General features: G+C 57.0%; 16 protein-coding genes. 1 reads left to right on the top strand and 15 read right to left on the bottom strand.

Annotated features, from left to right (window positions below; translation table 11 throughout):
* On the top strand, positions 1-816 hold an 816-nt coding region (gene dmpG / locus AO726_RS19710; RefSeq protein WP_058069822.1), incomplete at its 5' end, for a 4-hydroxy-2-oxovalerate aldolase.
* A 112-nt stretch (positions 817-928) separates the two neighbouring features.
* Here the strand turns inward: dmpG and AO726_RS19715 are convergent.
* From AO726_RS19715 to AO726_RS19785, 15 genes are all read right to left on the bottom strand, one after another.
* Entirely contained in the window at positions 929-1,699 is a 771-nt protein-coding gene (locus AO726_RS19715; protein WP_058069823.1) for an enoyl-CoA hydratase/isomerase family protein, read from the bottom strand.
* An 89-nt stretch (positions 1,700-1,788) separates the two neighbouring features.
* Entirely contained in the window at positions 1,789-2,832 is a 1,044-nt protein-coding gene (locus AO726_RS19720) for a Rieske 2Fe-2S domain-containing protein (RefSeq protein WP_058069824.1), read from the bottom strand.
* Between the two features lie 149 nt (positions 2,833-2,981).
* Positions 2,982-3,575, bottom strand: coding sequence for an EthD domain-containing protein (locus AO726_RS19725; protein WP_058069825.1), 594 nt, complete (start codon positions 3,573-3,575; stop codon positions 2,982-2,984).
* Between the two features lie 98 nt (positions 3,576-3,673).
* Entirely contained in the window at positions 3,674-5,053 is a 1,380-nt protein-coding gene (locus AO726_RS19730) for a DUF1329 domain-containing protein (RefSeq protein ID WP_058069826.1), read from the bottom strand.
* A 473-nt stretch (positions 5,054-5,526) separates the two neighbouring features.
* The gene (locus tag AO726_RS19735; RefSeq protein WP_241492154.1) at positions 5,527-6,762 is read right to left on the bottom strand and encodes a helix-turn-helix transcriptional regulator; all 1,236 of its coding nucleotides are present in this window, start codon (positions 6,760-6,762) and stop codon (positions 5,527-5,529) included.
* Between the two features lie 334 nt (positions 6,763-7,096).
* Positions 7,097-9,496, bottom strand: a complete 2,400-nt coding sequence (locus AO726_RS19740) for an efflux RND transporter permease subunit (RefSeq protein ID WP_058069827.1) — start codon at positions 9,494-9,496, stop codon at positions 7,097-7,099.
* A 9-nt stretch (positions 9,497-9,505) separates the two neighbouring features.
* On the bottom strand, positions 9,506-10,477 hold the full coding sequence (locus AO726_RS19745) for a WD40/YVTN/BNR-like repeat-containing protein (protein WP_058069828.1): 972 nt from the start codon (positions 10,475-10,477) through the stop codon (positions 9,506-9,508).
* Between the two features lie 68 nt (positions 10,478-10,545).
* Entirely contained in the window at positions 10,546-10,767 is a 222-nt protein-coding gene (locus AO726_RS19750; protein WP_058069829.1) for a hypothetical protein, read from the bottom strand.
* A gap of 195 nt (positions 10,768-10,962) precedes the next feature.
* Positions 10,963-12,171 carry an acetyl-CoA C-acyltransferase gene (locus tag AO726_RS19755; protein ID WP_082629200.1) on the bottom strand — a complete coding sequence of 403 codons (1,209 nt, stop codon included), beginning with the start codon at positions 12,169-12,171 and terminating at the stop codon, positions 10,963-10,965.
* 2 nt (positions 12,172-12,173) lie between these two features.
* Entirely contained in the window at positions 12,174-12,644 is a 471-nt protein-coding gene (locus AO726_RS19760) for a MaoC family dehydratase (RefSeq protein ID WP_058069830.1), read from the bottom strand.
* Positions 12,645-12,654: 10 nt separating this feature from the next.
* Positions 12,655-13,440 (bottom strand): SDR family oxidoreductase, encoded by a 786-nt coding sequence (locus AO726_RS19765; protein ID WP_058069831.1) that lies wholly within the window; start codon positions 13,438-13,440, stop codon positions 12,655-12,657.
* Positions 13,441-13,530: 90 nt separating this feature from the next.
* The gene (locus tag AO726_RS19770) at positions 13,531-13,989 is read right to left on the bottom strand and encodes a nuclear transport factor 2 family protein (protein WP_058069832.1); all 459 of its coding nucleotides are present in this window, start codon (positions 13,987-13,989) and stop codon (positions 13,531-13,533) included.
* Between the two features lie 24 nt (positions 13,990-14,013).
* The gene (locus AO726_RS19775; protein ID WP_058069833.1) at positions 14,014-14,886 is read right to left on the bottom strand and encodes an SDR family NAD(P)-dependent oxidoreductase; all 873 of its coding nucleotides are present in this window, start codon (positions 14,884-14,886) and stop codon (positions 14,014-14,016) included.
* Positions 14,887-14,914: 28 nt separating this feature from the next.
* Positions 14,915-15,799 (bottom strand): SDR family oxidoreductase, encoded by an 885-nt coding sequence (locus AO726_RS19780; RefSeq protein ID WP_058069834.1) that lies wholly within the window; start codon positions 15,797-15,799, stop codon positions 14,915-14,917.
* 58 nt (positions 15,800-15,857) lie between these two features.
* Entirely contained in the window at positions 15,858-17,009 is a 1,152-nt protein-coding gene (locus AO726_RS19785) for an acetyl-CoA C-acetyltransferase (RefSeq protein WP_058069835.1), read from the bottom strand.
* Between the last annotated feature and the right edge of the window lie 3 nt (positions 17,010-17,012).

The raw sequence follows: 17,012 nt of genomic DNA on the forward strand, positions 1-17,012 counted from the left end.
CTCTCGGCGGTGATCCCGCTGATGAAAAAGGCCAAAGTATCGGCCCTGCTGCTGCCCGGCATCGGCACAGTCGATCACCTGAAAATGGCTCACGATCTGGGGGTTAACACCATCCGTGTTGCCACGCATTGCACCGAAGCGGATGTGTCTGAACAGCACATCACCTTCGCCCGCAAGCTGGGCATGGATACTGTCGGATTTCTGATGATGGCGCACATGAACAGCCCGGAAGGTCTGGTCAAACAAGCCCTGCTGATGGAGTCCTACGGTGCCAACTGCGTGTACATCACCGACTCCGCTGGCTACATGCTGCCGGATGACGTGAGCGCCCGCGTAGCCGCCATTCGCGCTGCGCTGAAGCCTGAAACTGAAATCGGCTTCCATGGCCACCACAACCTGTCCATGGGCGTATCTAACTCTATTGCCGCCATCGCCGCCGGTGCTACCCGCATCGACGCAGCGTGTGCGGGCCTGGGCGCCGGTGCCGGCAACACCCCAATGGAAGTGCTGGTCGCGGTATGCGATCGCATGGGCATTGAAACCGGAGTGTCGGTATTTGGCATCCAGGACGTGGCTGAAGACCGGGTTTTCCCCATCATGGACTTCCCTATCCGCAGCGACCGCGACGCCCTGACCATGGGCTACGCAGGTGTGTACGGTTCCTTCCTGCTGTTCGCCAAACGTGCCGAGAAGAAATATGGCGTATCCGCACGGGAAATCCTTGTGGAGATGGGCCGCCGCGGCATGGTCGGTGGTCAGGAAGACATGATCGAAGATACAGCCATGACCCTGGCCAAGCAGCGCGCCAACGCCTGATCAGCCACGCCAGAAACACCAAGGCCGCGCATTGCGCGGCCTTTTGATTTCAGCCCACTCTCCCCCGTGGGACCGGCTTTAGCCGTGAATAAACCCACTCAATCCCATCAAGCTATTTGCGCTTAGCCCGGGCAGCATAGAAGCCCTCTACGGCCTGAGTGAATTCAGGACGCGCTACACAATCCACAAACGCGTCACGCTCTGCGTCCAGTTGCTCTTCCTGTGTCGCAGCCAGCGCACTGCGCATCAGCCTCTTCAAATTAGCCAGTGCAATATGCTCACGCCCGGCAAGGCGCTCAGCAAGCGCTTGAGTGGCCTGAGCCAGCTCATCAGCCGGAAACACCTTGCTGATCAATTGCAGCTCAAGCGCCTGTTCCGCCACAAATGGCTCAGCCAACAGGGCAATCTCTAATGCTTTACGCAGCCCGACAATACGCGGCAACACCCAAGATGCCCCACCATCACAGCTGACTCCGATATCGGTGTAAGCGAAATTAAAACGTGTGCCTTCTGCGGCCACGGCAATATCAGCGGCCATCATCAGGCTCAAGCCTGCTCCGGCAACAGCACCATGCACACTGGCAATCACGATAGCGGGCATCTCGCTAAGCAGTTGAATGCTGGCGTGCATTGGCTCAATGATGCCCTGCGCCACAGCAACGGGCTGTTGCAACATCTCAGCCAAATCCCCACCGGCCATAAACGCCCGACCTTCCCCACTGATCACCAGCACACGAAGCTCAGGATCAGCCGCCAGCGTCTTGCAGGCTTCGTACAGCTGACAAGCCAGTTCAACATTGAGGGCATTTAGAGACTGCGGTCGGTTTAAGCGCAAATGGGCAATGCCTGCGCTGCGCTCAAGAATCAAAAAGGTGTCAGCCATTACGCACTCCAGACAGGTAAAAAAATGCCAGGGGCAGTCTCCCACCCCTGGCATTGGCAAAACGTAGCTCGCGGACTACGTCGGGGACATTACTTCGGTCCTTCAACCGTCACGATTTCGCGGCGCTCAGCCATGCTGGCTGGCACTTGGTCCTCGTCAATGAAGAACTGGCCGTACCACTCGCGCAGTTGGTAAACCGGGCCGTCGGTCTCTGCCAGCACGGGCTTATCAATGCGAATCTTGTTTTTCCAGATCACCACGTCCTGATAGAACGAATCGCGGTTGCCATCGACGTAGCTCTTCGCCAGTTGATGGTTCTGCTCTTCGCTGTAACCCGGTACTCGCTTAACCATGCAACCAAAACGCAGCAGGAAGCTATTGGGCGTAACCGGTACATGGCTGTTGAGCAAAATGGCGTGGATTTCCTGGCCGCCGAAATCTGAGCTGATGCGTGTGAAGTGAGTGGCCGGGCCGTAATAGGCAGAGTCCGCCTTCAGTGAGCCACCCAGACGAACCGAATCACCACGGAAGATTTGATGGCCGATATGGCCCTCAAAAATATTGGAGAAATGAGTCGTCGGTGTGCCGTGTACCGGGCCGAAGTGGTGGGCATCAACCAGGTTGTCGACCAACTCGCGCGGGTTGGTTTCGATCAGCATGGTGTCGATGTTCCATTCATGGATCCATTCATCGTCGTCCATTTCCGGCAAGTGCGGAATAACGACACCTTCACGCGGCGGATTGCCTTCCGGGTTGTTCCACACAAACAGCAAATTGTTCTCTTCGCAGGTCAGCCACTTTTTAGTTTTGGCTTTCGGCGGGATGCGTTTGCAGTACGGGATTTCAACGCACTTACCGCCCGCGTCGTATTTCCAGTGGTGGAATGGGCAGACGATGCGATCACCGTCCACAGTACCGCTGGAGAGGTCTGCACCCATATGTGGGCAGTAGGCATCCAACACATGAATCTGGCCTGCGGTGTCAGCGAACGCTACCAGGCGTGTGCCAAAGATATCCAGCGTGTGCGGCTTACCATCACGGTATTGCGCAGCGTCACCCAGGCAGTGCCAGCCACGGGCATAGCGATATTCTTCGAGCGCATTTTCGAGCTTTATTTCAGCGAGTTTCGTCATCTTGTTGTTCCTCTTTAGAAACCCATGATTTGCTCACCCTGGCTAATGACCTTACATAAAGAGGGTGATCCTACCCACACATCTTCATGCACCCGGGCGCGGCGCTCATCCTCCGCTTGGACTAGTCAAAAGAAGAGCCATTCTCACCTTCACGATGGGCAGCTGACGACCTGGATTCGGGTGGCCCCGCCCCCTGTTAGCGCAGCAGCAAAAGGCTCTGGCAAAGGGCTCTCAGACATCAACAGCGCGGCATAGGGGAAACGCTCACAGTAGTAAGGTTCAAGGCTGTACAGCGTCGCCGGGCTTGTGCAGCCTGCATCTGCCTGTAGCTGTGCAAATAGCGCCAGCAATTGCTCATTCAGATCGGATTGCGCCTGATCGCCATGCGCGATCAACCACAGTTCTCGCTCGCGCATGCCCTGCCCCTCGGTCAAATGACGGGCCAACGGCAAAGCCTTGGCAGAGCACACGCTGCTGCGGTCCATAAAATTGCTTTCATCTTCAGCCAGGCGAGGGCCAGCCTCCGTCTGCAACACCGACAGCGGGTCAAAATCATCGGCGTAATCAAACTCACTGAGACAGTCGAACGGCACAACGGCGTCCGGCATGTTCAGGTGGTTGCGCTGGTACAGTTGCGGCGGGAAGAACGTTAGCGCCAACGGTGCATGCCGCTGCTCGTAATAGTCCCGAAAGGCCTCGCGAGATAGGTCCTGGCGACGGCTGATTAGACTGACGTATTTCATACTGATTACCTTTATCTGGAGCCAAACCCACCGGCAGAAATAAAACAGCCGCCCCCTGAAGGAGAGCGGCTGCAGTAAAGCGCTTACCGTTGGCGTGCTTATCGACCCAAGCGGCGAGCGGCCTCCGGACCGAAGTCACGAGGTGTGAACTTGCCTTCGTTGAGGATGTAGCCTTTTTCCTGCTCGTTGATCAGGTTGAACGCCAGATAAGTACCCGCGTTAAGATCGTGATACAGGCCTACACCCGCCTGCGGGCTTTGCATTTCATAGGCGTAGTAGTAGTTGATCATCGAGGTGCGCCACAGCTCGCCACGGTTGTCGTAGTTGTCGCCAACAATCGGGAACCAGGTGTCCTCGTCGATGTACATACGGCGCTTGCCATACAGGTGACGGTTGCCTTCCTTCAGGGTGCCTTCCAGTACCCATACGCGGTGTTTCTCATAGCGCATGACTTTCGGATTGATGTGGCCTGGAGTCAGCATGTCTTCGTACTTCAGCTCAGGGCTGTGAATGCCATAAGCGTTGTACGGAATGTACAGTTCTTGCTTGCCGACGATGGTCCAGTCATAACGCTCACCTGAGCCGTTAAACAAACGCACTTCGTCCACAGTGATGGTGCCGCCAGTACCCGGGAAGGCCATGTCAAAACCGTAACCTGGGGACTGACGCACGCGGCGGGTACCTGGGTCATAGCGCCAGCTTTGGCGTGGATCAGTCTTGTCGTTCCAGAACTCAGTCCCGGTGTTCACTTCACCTTTGTCGCGTTGCGGCAACAGTGTTTCGTTCAGGTAATACGCCGAGTTGCCGACGGTGTCGCCAACGTAGCCAGGCTTAAGGTGTGGCGCAAGATTGCGAGACTTAACACGCCCCCAGTTGACCTTACCGTCTTTCAACACATAGGCGTTGTCGGAGACGTACTCTTCGGTCCACGAACGCAGTGTGAACAAGGAGGCGTTCTTCAGCAGTTCGATACCTGTGGTTGGCATCGGGAACGCAGTGCCGCCGGTCTTAGCTACGACACCTTTACCGTCATCGACGATCTTGGCATAGCCAACGTTGGCACGGGTGGCTTCGCAGATGCTGTCGCGCAGCCTGAAATCGCGGTGCGAAGGATAGATTGGCATCTGAAAGGTTTGCGGGTAGAGCTTGAACAGCGCCTTCATACCATCGGTGAGATAGTCAGCGTGCTCATTCATGTTTTGTGCAGTGATGATGAACAGCGGTTCTTCACCCGCATACGGATCAACCGGATGATAGCCTGTGCCTTTGAAGTCCACGTGAGGTGGAACCCCCTGCCATTTACCACTGAACGGCGGAATGCTGCCATCTGCATTCCCTGCCTTTTCAGCCCCCACACAGGTCAGATCCTGCCCCAGACGCGCCGCGTCTTGAGTCGCATCAGCCATGGCTAGGCCACTTAACCCTTGCAGAACAGCAGTTACGGCCACACAAGCCGCAATATTTTTACCCACACGCATGCTCTCTCTCCTGGATCTGAAGTGCCGACACCCTAGGGTTTAAAAGACGACACCAACGAGTACTGACAAACGACAGTGAGACCGCATGCCCCACTGCGATTTACATCAATGGGACTCAAAATGCGTTGCGCAAAAACTCCTGCCAATACACGCCTTGGGCATGGACAGCACAACGGTTGAAATCATGATCGAGAGCTGGAGGTTGGATACGTCGCATATATTGTTCTCCTTATTAAAGTCGACGCTCTGAAGCACCACTGGCAGTGGCACATCAGCATATTCGGAGGGCTCAGCCCCCCCACCAACACGTTCGCCTGTGCGCAACGTGCGTTGGGGTCAGCGCCGTCAAAATCGCTTAACGCTGCCGCCCTAATCGGGTGGTGACTGAGTATCGTAAGGAGGGCAACTCTGAAACATCGTCCGCTCGGACTATCATAAAAAAACGCCCCCAAATTCTGGGGGCGCCTTTTGTTTTAACTGGCGTTACGCGACAGTGAACCTGTCCCGCAATGCGCGTCTCGCGTCTCATCCACGCCCCCCAGAGCGACCACACTGTTGAGCATGATCCGGACCAACTCTGTCTGACGGCGAACACCTGTTTTGGAAAAAATAGAGCGCAAATGGGCACGTGCCGTATTACGACGTATGTTGAGTGCCTCGGCCGCTTCCTCAAGCGACAGCCCATTGGCCAGCTCCATTGCCAGCGCGGTTTCTGCGGGAGTCAGGTTGAACAACCGCTTGGTCATGATGGTACTGGCCAATGACTTGCCGGCAGCATCGCGGATATACACCAGCGTGCAGGGGCGGCCCTTGCCACGCACCAGCTCTTGGGAAGGAATACTCTCGACCACAACACCCAGACTAACCTGCCCGGAAGGGCGTGAAATGGACACTGCTTCAGTCATGCTTTCGCCGCTGCTGCTATCGGTGCTGGCAGCATTACGCAACACCCGTTGCAACTCTCGGTTGTCACTTGGATAAATCGCCTCAAGACGACCGCCCACAAGCTTCAGCCCGTCCGAGCTGTTGAGAATCGCTTGGGCAACGGGGTTCAACTCAAGCACGGCACCGGTTTCATCCAACACCATGGTCGCTACAGACAATCGAGCAATCGCTTGTGAATAGAGGCTGCCCAAAGACTCGCTGCGATCAAACTGTGTGTGGATCTCAGTACAGCGGCGTAAGTGCGGCAGTAGCAGGCGACACCATTCACGATCCGTCTCAGAAAACATCGGCGCAGAGCGCGGGCGGCTGATACGAAAGCGCAACAGACCACCGTCGGCCATGGTGATATTGGCACCCAGGCTGTGGAATACGTCATACGGGTGGCAATACATCAGGTAATAGGTCGAGCTGACCCACTGCTGTTCAGTCATGATGTCCTGAACAGTAAAAACCTTATCGGGTTCGTGATGGTTGAAAGGCGAGGTTTCATCGCCATAGCTGAGGTAGACCACCTCACCGTCGGGATCGCCACGGCCGGCAATGTCACCCGAGACGAGCATCGGAACGTTATAGGTACCATCTTCGGCCCGCATGATGAGGGTGACGTAATTGGCCTTAAACAGCTCTCGGATTTTTTTGAGCAGTCGCCCCAGTTGCCCGGTCTCCAAGACTGCGTCGTACATGCTGCTGATGATCTGGTCGTATTGGGCAAGAGTCATGCCCGGATCTGCCAGCTCTTGGTTTTGCTGTGTCACAACTCCCACAGTTTCATCCTCGCTGGGGAACAGGCTCGTGGCCCGTCCAAATTATTTTTATTAGTGAACCCCGCGAATACATCTGAGCCTGTGAAGGCAATAAACGAATTGGCGGGGCAAACTTACTCAAGCAAATACTTAAGTAAGCGTACGCAAAGCACCCACCCACACCTCAATGTGATATCAAAATGAGGGCAGATTTGACTTCAGCTTCCCTGCCAAATGCTCAGTGCACAACAACGGTGCACAAAACACATCAAACCGCTCTAGGACGGTAGATTGCCGTATTTTTAACACGATGCAATGAGGCAGGAAATACCTCATTGCACAGTGCGTGAAATAGCTAACGGACATTGTATGAAGCAGCTATTTCAGGGCTATCAGACTTAGGTTTGAAAGCAACTAAAGCACGCCCTTGGTTGAACCAAGCCGCCAACGCTGGCAGCAAGAAAATTGCACCAAAAACATTCACCAGGAACATAAACGCCAGCAGTACCCCCATGTCGGCCTGGAACTTCAGCGGTGCAAATGCCCAGGTGCAAACCCCGATCGACATAGTTATGGCTGTAAACACCGCAGCAGTGCCGCGCTGACACATGGCCTCATAGAAAGCGTTGCGCAAGTCTTTACCGTCAGCCATCTCATGCTGGATGCGCTCGTAGAGGTAGATACCGTAATCCACCCCGACCCCCACCCCCAATGCCATGACCGGCAAAGTGGCGACCTTAAGGCCGATACCCAGCGAGGCCATCAGGGCATTGCACAACGTGGCCACAATCCCCAGAGGAATGAGGATGCACAGCACAGCGCGCAAGGAGCGGAAGGTCAGTAGGCAGAACAAAGCGACAGAGGCGAACAGTGCAGCCAGCATCACCACTTCTGCGTGCTTCACCGCCTCGTTTGCAGCAGCCATCACACCGACGTTACCGCCTGCCAGCTTGAACTCGACCTCCGGCACGTTGATGGCTTCAATGATGCGCTTGGCTTCATTCACCACATGGAAAACAGTGGCGCCTTCATGGTCACGCAGGAACACCAAGATCTGCATACGCGAACAGCCATCGACTACCAAGCCGTGATCCGGCGCGTAGGCAAATGAGCCCTGCTGCAATCCACGTGACGAGCCCGGAATCGCAGCCCAGCGCGGGTTGCCTTCGTTATTACCGGCGATGACTTCCTTGCCCATACCAGCAACGCTCTGCACCGACTGAACGCCGTCAACATTACGCATCTGGAAATCGAAGTTTTCCACAGCCCGCATCACGGCAGGGTTCAGGCACGCCTCTTCACCGGCTTTGGTGTCGGCAAACACTGCCAACACATCCAGACCGATTGAGTAGCTGGAGATGATGCTGGCGTTGTCCAGGTTATAGCGTGAGTCCGCCCGCAACTCCGGCGCACCACTGCCAATATCCCCCACTTCCAGCTGACGGGCCTTAACTACACCGAGCCCAAGCAGCACCAAGCTCAAAGCAAACACCACCAATGCTGGACCCGGCAATGCCAGTGCCGACAAACGCCACCACAGCGGGTGCTTGGCGTGAGCCGTTGAATAACCGCCTTTGCGGGCGTTGGCCTCAAGACTCAGGTGAGAAATGATGATCGGCAACATCAGCTTGTTGGTGATGATCATCAGCATCACCCCAATGCAGGCGGTCACCCCCAGTTCATGCACGATTGGGATATCAATCAGCATAATCACCGCAAAGCCCAAGGCATTCATCAGCAACGCCAGAGCACCTGGAATGAATATCTTGCAGAACGCCCCACGAGCAGCGGTCACGGAGTCCGCACCGGCCAGCACATCCTGTTTCCAAGCGTTAGTCATCTGAACGGCATGGCTGACACCGATGGAGAAGATCAGGAAGGGCACCAAAATCGACATTGGGTCGATTCCCAGGCCCATCAGTGGCAGCAGGCCCAGCAGCCACACCACAGGAAGCAGAGCAACCAGCAGCGAAACCACGGTCAGCTTGAGCGAGCGGGCATACAGCCAAAGCAGAACAGCCGTGATCACGAATGCAACAACGAAGAAGCTGATCACCGTTGCCAGCCCCTCAACCACATCACCGACTAACTTGGCGAAGCCCACCACATTGATTTCGATATTGTCGCTGTTGTACTTGGCACGAATCGCTTCAAGGCTCTCGGCAATATCGGTATAGGACACAGCCTTGCCCGTTTTGGGGTCGGTGTCTTGTAAGTCAGCTCTGACCATCGAGGCTTTCAGGTCATTGGCCACCAAGCTGCCGACCATCCCCGCGCGCATGGCATTGCCACGCACCAACTCCAAATCTTCAGGGGCTCCGTTGTAATGCGGCGGAACAACCAGATCACCGACATAACCTTCCTCGGTGATCTCGATATAGCGGGAGTTGGGTGTAAAGAGCGAGGTGACGCTGGGGCGGCTGACGCCTGAGATGAAGAACACATCGTCAGTCACTTTTTGCAGCGTTGCCAGGTATTCCGGGTTGTAGATATCCCCTTCACCTTTCCACTTCACGCTGACCAGCAAGCGGTTAGCACCGGTGAAAACCCGGCTGAAATCGAGAAAGTTGAGCATGTATTCATGCCGAACCGGGATCTGTTTATTGAACCCAGGATCAAGCCTGACCTGCGTGGCGCTGTAGCCCAGCCCCAGAGTGATCAGCATAAACAGCACCAGCAGCGCCTTACGCTTGGCCATCAACAGGTCGGCACAGACTTCGACCCAATGGTCGACTTTGCTTTGATTGGCTTTCATTGCGCCCCCTTAATGTCCGACTGCCAGAGCACTTTGTGCTCCCTGAAAGACGCCGTGCTGGCCACCGACCAACAACGTTCGCGCCGTTGGGGCGACCACTGAAGTCAAGGTCCCCAGGCCACTACGGCGGCCGGTTTGAATCAGCGTGCCGTTGGCATCCAACTGATCGACTGTTCCGTCTGCCCCCACCAACACCAAGCCAGCATTTTCAGGCAGTAATACATGGCCATAGAGCGGGTTGCTGTGGTTCAGCTCGATGCGCTGCCAAGAGTCCCCGGCGTTTTTGCTGATAAAGACGTTGCCGCGCATGCCATACGTCAGCCAGTTCTGCTCACTCAGCCGCACAACGCCGAACAGTGAACCGTTATAAAACGGCTCCAACGTTTCCCAGCTCTGGCCTTGATCACGGCTGCGCATGACCAGCCCTTGTTCGCCCACCAGAATCTGTAAACCTGTCGCGCTGCCGTCCATGCCATTGATGTGGTAACCGTCAGGGTTAACCTCGCGGGCGGCCCAGGTTTTACCGGCATCTGCTGACTCGAAATATTTGCCGTAACTGCCAAATGAGGTGACATGCACACCATCCAGGCTCCAGGCGCCCAAAAGCGGCTCACCCAGTTCGTTGTCATAAGCGACTTCGTGCCAGTTGCGGCCACCGTCTTCAGAGCGCACGACCCAGCTGTCATGCCCTACGGCCAGCAGCACCTGCGGACTTACGGCCGTGACCGCCGTCAGCGTGACTGAGCGCTGCGGGTGCACCTGTGCAGGCTGCCAGGTCAGACCGTTGTCAGCGCTATTAAGGATGGTGCCACGCTCACCCACCGCGACCAGAAGCCCACTATTGGTCAACATATCGTTGATCTGCACCCTCTCGGCGTGCAGCTCTGTCTCAGCCAGAGGTGCTGGATTGCGCGGAGCAAAGGCATAGCCCACAGTGCCCAACACCAACAGGCTCATCGCATAGCCAATCAATTGGCGCATAACAACTCCCTACGACTCTTCATCGCACGCACAGAGACAGGCATTTTTTATCCTCTTGTTATTACGACTCACCACATTGAAGCCCAGGGATTACCTGGAGCAATTGGCGGAGTCTGACGAGCGTATGCATCTGCCCGAAGCGACTGTTTGTAGGCAGTCTCGATCAGGTTGAGATCAGATAGCTCAGAGAGCACCATCAGCAAGAGGCCAAAAACGGCAACCCAGCCGATGATCAGGCGGCAAAGGCCACTCAGCAGGGCCGCTATCGAAACAGGCACGTTGGTTAACATGCTGCGTCCTCATTTTTGTTCTTGTTTTGTGCAAATGCCTGATCCAGAGCCCTGGAATGATGCATTTGCAGACGTTCGAAGCGATCATCTGATCAGCACCGCCTCGCAACATCGTCCAAATGAAGTAGAAGCGACATATGGCGAAAACCCCCATGCCAGAGCGGAATGGGGGCAAAAATTATCTGCTGGCCGGCATCAGGACAGCTCAAACAGCCCAGCTGCGCCCATGCCTCCACCGATGCACATGGAGACCACCACGTAACGCGCACCACGGCGACGGCCTTCCAGCAACGCGTGACCGACCATGCGCGAACCGGACATGCCAAACGGGTGGCCAATGGCGATTGCGCCGCCGTTGACGTTCAGGCGATCGTTATCAATACCCAGTGCATCGCGGCAATGCAGAACTTGAGCAGCAAAGGCTTCGTTGATCTCCCACAGATCGACGTCATTGATGCTCAGACCAAAACGCTTAAGCAGCTTGGGTACCGCATAAACCGGGCCAATGCCCATCTCTTCCGGGGCGCAACCGGCCACGGCGATACCGCGATAGATACCCAGGGGTTTTAATCCACGGCGTTTGGCCTCAGCACTGCTCATCAACAGACAGGCACTGGCACCATCAGAGAACTGCGAAGCGTTACCTGCGGTAATAAATTCGCCCTGCTCAATCCACTTGCCGTCTTTCCAAACAGGCTTAAGGGCTTGCAGGTCTTCCAGGCGAGTACTCGGGCGGTTGCATTCGTCGCGCACAGCTTGCACGTCTTCGTGCCCTGTAACGGTGCCTTCCTTATCAAATACCAGCTTGCGTGCAGCCAGCGGCACGATCTCATCGGCAAACAGGCCCGCTTCTTGTGCAGCGGCGGTGCGCTGTTGGCTTTGCAGGGCGTAAGCGTCCTGCGCTTCACGGCTGACGTTGTAACGGCGCGATACAATTTCTGCCGTCTCAATCATCGGGATATAGGCACTGGGGGCGCACTCGAGCACCGCCTGGGACTGCGCACGGTAAGTGTTCTTGTGCTTAGTCTGGGTCAGCGACAGCGACTCAACGCCACCGGCGATGGCGATCTCCATCTCCCCCGCCATGATGCTTTTAGCAGCAACACCAATAGTCATCAGACCGGATGCGCACATGCGATCCAGAGCCATGCCCGGCACAGTGTCCGGCAGGCCGCCGGTATAAGCGCACAGACGACCGATGTTGTAAGCCTGGGTACCCTGCTGCACCGCTGCCCCCATGATCACATCTTCTACTGCGCCTGGCTCGATACCAGCGCGCTCAACCACAGCACGCACAACATGGCCGCCCAGCACCGGTGCTTCAGTGTCATTGAAGGAACCACGGAAGGATTTGGCCAGGGCGGTACGCGCCGTAGCAACGATTACGACTTCGTTCATATTCATGCTCACTCAGAAACAGGGTTGAAGGTGTAACGGCTGACGGTATCCACCACACAGCCCGGGCGTTCGCTGCCCTCGATCTCAACGGTGACGCGGACGGTCTGCTGAACGGCTTCGCCGATTTGCTCAACCTTGATCACCTCGCCACGCCCCCGCACAAGGGAGTTGACCCGTACAGGTGCCGGGAAGCGCACCTTGTCGCAGCCGTAGTTCACCCCCATCAGCATGTTTTCCAGGATGATCAGTTGCGGCAGAAACAGGTTGGCCAGGCTCAAGGTCAGGAAACCGTGAGCCACGGTGCAACCAAAGGGCCCGGCGGCGGCTCGGGTTTCATCGACATGAATCCACTGATGATCACCGGTAGCCTCGGCGAACAGGTTGATGCGGGCCTGGTCGATCACTACCCAGTCGGTGACACCCAGGTCCATGCCTGTAGATGCGAGCATTTGCTCGGTACTTTTGAATACAGTGCTCATGACCATCTCCTTAGGCGTGCTGCGAGCTGACCGAGAGCACTTCACCGACCATGTAGGAGGCATAGTCACTGGCGAGGAATACCATGACGTTGGCCACTTCCCACACTTCAGCAGCACGACCGAAAGCTTCACGGCTGGCCAGTTGCTCCAGCAGCTCAGCGCTGGAGGCCTTCTTCAAAAAGTCATGCAGGGCAATCGACGGAGACACCGCATTAATCCGCACGCCATGCTCGGCCGCCTCAAGAGCGCTGCAACGGGTCAGGGCCATCACCCCGGCCTTAGCTGCGGCGTAGTGGGCCTGTTCTTTCTGCGCACGCCAGCCAAGTACCGACGCGTTGTTTACGATGGCGCCCGCGCCGCGTTTTTCCATGTGCGGGAGCATGGCGCGGGTCATGCGGAAGGTGCCGGTGAGGGTGATGTCGATCACCCGCAGCCACTCTTCGTCGGTCATTTCGGTGACACGCTTCTGCCCACCGAGACCGGCGTTGTTGATCAGCACATCCACGCCGCCGAGTTTTTCTTCAGCGACGCGCACCAATTCCTGCACCTCAGCCTCTACGGTGACGTTACACAGCTGACCGTAAATCGCTTGCAGGCCCGTTTGCTCTTTGAGACTGGCGACGGCCTCTTCAAGACGGCGCGGATGGATATCGGAAATCATCAGCGCACGGCAGCCTTCCTCAGCGCAGCGTTTAGCCGCAGAGAAACCAATACCGGCACCGGCTGCTGCGGTAATCAGAACGGATTTGCCAGCCAACAATTGATGGCCAGGCACATAGGCAGGGGCTTGTCTCACGGTATGTCCTCGATAGAAATAAATTCACACTTCTATCGAACCGCAGGGCTGCTCCCGGCACATCGTCAAAACGGACGTACCGGGCGCAGTTCAAGCCTGAGCAGAAACGGGCTGATGCTGACCACACACCTCTGCAATCACGGTCGACTTACAGGCGACGATCTTCCACTGCCCGTCAATGCAGCGGTAACGGTCGTGATAGATCACCCCGAGACGCCGCGTAGCACCGGTTTCAGCATCCAGATTGAAATAGCTCAGTGCCCAGCGCCCCCGGGCCTCGCTTTCGCTAAGCAGATCAATCTCCGGGTTGGCCCCGTGATGGCTGTCGATCACTCTGGGTTGGCAAGCCAGACGGCTGTACATCTCGATGAAGTCATCACGATGGCGATAACGCCCCAGCGGACCAAAGTCGATATCCACCTCGCCGTCGGCAAAGCAGTTGCGAATCTGCTCCACATCCTTCAGATCGCAACTGTTGAGATAGCAATGTTTCACGCGCCGGATAGCCTCCAGCGCTTCAAGCCTGGCAATACGTTGTGAGAGGTCCATAGCAGTTCCTTGTCATGCGGATAATCAGCCAATACGGGCAGGATGGAACGGCCGCGGACCGCCCAATTGCTCACGCCAGGAAATGGGCTGGCGCTCGTCGCGATCACGCACGCCATAACCCTGCGCCAGCTCTGCACTGACCAGCGTCTGTCCACTCAAGCGCTGCCGCTCAGGATCACGCCATAACGCCGAGATCAAACGCCCGTTGAAGTGTGGCGTTTCCGCCACCTGCCGGAATTGCTCATAGGTGCCTTCATGGGCCTTGCTGGCCAGCTCACTGCGCTGGGTCAGCTGCATACCCAGCCACAGCGACACAACCGTCACCTCATGCGGCTCAAAATCCACCGCCATGTCGCTGGCCATCTTGTCGCCACCGGCTTTCTGCGCACCATAGGCTGGGCCGTGCATGTAACACCCGGCACCAAACGATGAGGTAAACACCACTAACCCTTTGCGCCGGATTAGCAGTGGCGCTGCGTAATAACTGGCGACGTAAGAGGAACGCAGGCCAACATCCAGCATACGCACCAGGCTGAGCGGTTTGCTCCAGAAAGGCCCGGGCTCGGTCAGGCTATCGTCAATGGTCAACGCATTGTTGACCAGAATATCCAGCCCGCCCTGTTCCTCTTCTATGCGCGCCATTAAGGCGCGCACCTGCTCATCATCGCCATGATCACAAACCACGGCGATGCCATGACCACCTGCTGCGGTAATAGCTTCGGCGGTCTCAAACACCGTGCCGTGCAATGCCTCCCCCCGGAACAATTGCGCACCTGGTTTGGCACTGCGCCCCGTGACGTAAACGGTCATGCCGGTGGCGCCGAGCGCCTCAGCGATACCCTGCCCTACGCCACGGCTGGCACCTGTTACGAGGGCAACACCTGTCGTTTTTTTCATTGTTGTCAGGCTCCGACGGGGGAATCAATTAGCTGCCGTACACCTTCTGTGCGGGCACTTCAGCGGCCAGTAACTGCTCAATCGCCTGGCCCACTTCTGCCGGTTCCCAGCGAGCGCCCTTATCGACACCAGCCGTACTGCGCCAGCCATCGGCAATCGAAATCTTGCCGCCTTCGGACTCAAAAATGCGTCCAGTCAGACCTGAGGACTCTTCACTGGCCAGCCAGGCCAGCAGCGAGGAGACGTTTTCCGGGGCCCAGTAGTCGAAGCTGCCGTCTTCCGGTTTGGCCATGCGGGTTGCCATCGACTCCACAGCTGTGGTCATCCCGGTACGCGCAGCCGGAGCAACCGCATTGGCGGTAATGCCATAACGGCCCAGTTCAGCAGCTTGGTTCAACGTCAGCGCAGCAATGCCTGCTTTGGCAGCGGCATAGTTGGACTGGCCGATGGAGCCCTGCAAACCGGCACCTGAGGTGGTGTTGATGATTCGCGCATTAACCGCTTTACCGGCCTTGGACTGGTCACGCCAGTACTGCACCGCATTGGAGGTGATGCAGAAATGCCCTTTAAGGTGCACCGCCATGATGGCGTCCCAGTCGGCTTCAGTCATGGAGGCGAACATACGGTCGCGGTTGATCCCCGCGTTGTTCAGTACCACGTGCAGATCGCCATAGGTTTCAATCGCCTGACGCACCGCTTCCGCACTGCTGGCGTAGTTGGTGATATCTGAGGTGTTGACCACGGCACGGCCGCCCTTGGCTACGATGTCATCCACCACAGCCTGAGCCGCAGCTTGGTTGATGTCGTTGACGATGACACATGCACCTTCAGCCGCAAACACCCGTGCGTGTGCCGCACCCAGCCCGCCACCCGCGCCGGTGATAATCACCACGCGATCATTCAAAATACCCATCAGTTACTCCTAGAATTATTGCTGCGCCCTGCGCGCACCGGGTACGCGCAGGCCGTTATCAAAGACGTTCGATAATGGTGACGTTGGCCTGACCGCCGCCTTCGCACATGGTCTGCAAGCCATAGCGGCCACCACTGCGCTCAAGTTCGTGCAGCAAGGTGGTCATCAGGCGGGCACCGGTTGCGCCCAGCGGATGGCCAAGCGCAATAGCACCGCCATTAACGTTGGTTTGCGCCGGGTCGTAATCCAGCTCCTTGGCCCAAGCCATCACCACCGAAGCAAAGGCTTCGTTGATTTCCACACGATCAATGTCAGCCATGCTCATGCCCGCTTTTTTCAGGGCAAAGCGCGTGGCTTCAATAGGTGCGGTGAGGTGCCAGATCGGGTCATCGCCCCGCACCGACAAGGTGTGGATACGCGCCCGAGGCGTCAGGTTGTAGCGCTTGAGCGCCGCTTCACTGACCACCAGCAAGGCCGCCGAAGCGTCACAGGTCTGGCTGGAAACTGCCGCCGTAATGCCTGGGAACGCAGGGTCGACCGGCTCCAGACTGGCCATTTTTTCCAACGAGGTCGCACGTGGCGTTTCATCCACCTGCAAGCCCTCACAAGCGACGATCTCACGGGCAAAGCGGCCCGCCTCGATGGCAGCCAGAGCGCGACGATGGCTTTCCAGAGCAAAGGCTTCCATCTCGGCCCGGCTGATCGACCAGTGATCAGCAATACGCTGAGCTGCATAGAACTGGTTCACCGGTTGATCGGCAAAACGCGCCTGCCAACCCTTGCTGCCGGAGAACGGATCACTAAAGCCCAACGCCTGCCCGGCGACCATCGCCGAAGAGATCGGGATCTGGGTCATGGTCTGCACGCCGCCTACCGCGACAACATCCTGAGTCCCGCTCATTACAGCTTGAGCGGCAAAGTGCAGCGCCTGCTGGGATGAGCCGCACTGGCGATCGACCGTAGTCCCCGGCACACACAGTGGCAGGCCTGCGGCGAGCCAACTGGTGCGGGCGATATCACCGGCTTGGGAGCCAATGGTGTCAACGCAGCCGAAGATCACATCATCGTATTCATCGGCCGGAATACTGTTGCGCTCCACCAGCGCCTTGAGTACATGGGCACCCAGGTCGATGGCATGAACGTGGGCAAGGCTGCCTTTGCGCTTACCGGTGGGCGTGCGCAAGGCATCAACGATATAGGCTTGGGTCATGAC

It is taken from the genome of Pseudomonas sp. TTU2014-080ASC (assembly GCF_001446935.1).
Lineage (GTDB): Bacteria > Pseudomonadota > Gammaproteobacteria > Pseudomonadales > Pseudomonadaceae > Aquipseudomonas.

Excerpts from the sequence above, each read along its gene's own strand:
- AO726_RS19715 (WP_058069823.1), bottom strand. The coding sequence starts at position 1,699 with ATGGCTGACACCTTTTTGATTCTTGAGCGCAGCGCAGGCATTGCCCAT.
- AO726_RS19720 (WP_058069824.1), bottom strand. The coding sequence starts at position 2,832 with ATGACGAAACTCGCTGAAATAAAGCTCGAAAATGCGCTCGAAGAATAT.
- AO726_RS19725 (WP_058069825.1), bottom strand. The coding sequence starts at position 3,575 with ATGAAATACGTCAGTCTAATCAGCCGTCGCCAGGACCTATCTCGCGAG.
- AO726_RS19730 (WP_058069826.1), bottom strand. The coding sequence starts at position 5,053 with ATGCGTGTGGGTAAAAATATTGCGGCTTGTGTGGCCGTAACTGCTGTT.
- AO726_RS19740 (WP_058069827.1), bottom strand. The coding sequence starts at position 9,496 with ATGAAAGCCAATCAAAGCAAAGTCGACCATTGGGTCGAAGTCTGTGCC.
- AO726_RS19745 (WP_058069828.1), bottom strand. The coding sequence starts at position 10,477 with ATGCGCCAATTGATTGGCTATGCGATGAGCCTGTTGGTGTTGGGCACT.
- AO726_RS19750 (WP_058069829.1), bottom strand. The coding sequence starts at position 10,767 with ATGTTAACCAACGTGCCTGTTTCGATAGCGGCCCTGCTGAGTGGCCTT.
- AO726_RS19755 (WP_082629200.1), bottom strand. The coding sequence starts at position 12,171 with ATGAATATGAACGAAGTCGTAATCGTTGCTACGGCGCGTACCGCCCTG.
- AO726_RS19760 (WP_058069830.1), bottom strand. The coding sequence starts at position 12,644 with ATGAGCACTGTATTCAAAAGTACCGAGCAAATGCTCGCATCTACAGGC.
- AO726_RS19770 (WP_058069832.1), bottom strand. The coding sequence starts at position 13,989 with ATGGACCTCTCACAACGTATTGCCAGGCTTGAAGCGCTGGAGGCTATC.
- AO726_RS19775 (WP_058069833.1), bottom strand. The coding sequence starts at position 14,886 with ATGAAAAAAACGACAGGTGTTGCCCTCGTAACAGGTGCCAGCCGTGGC.
- AO726_RS19780 (WP_058069834.1), bottom strand. The coding sequence starts at position 15,799 with ATGGGTATTTTGAATGATCGCGTGGTGATTATCACCGGCGCGGGTGGC.
- AO726_RS19785 (WP_058069835.1), bottom strand. The coding sequence starts at position 17,009 with ATGACCCAAGCCTATATCGTTGATGCCTTGCGCACGCCCACCGGTAAG.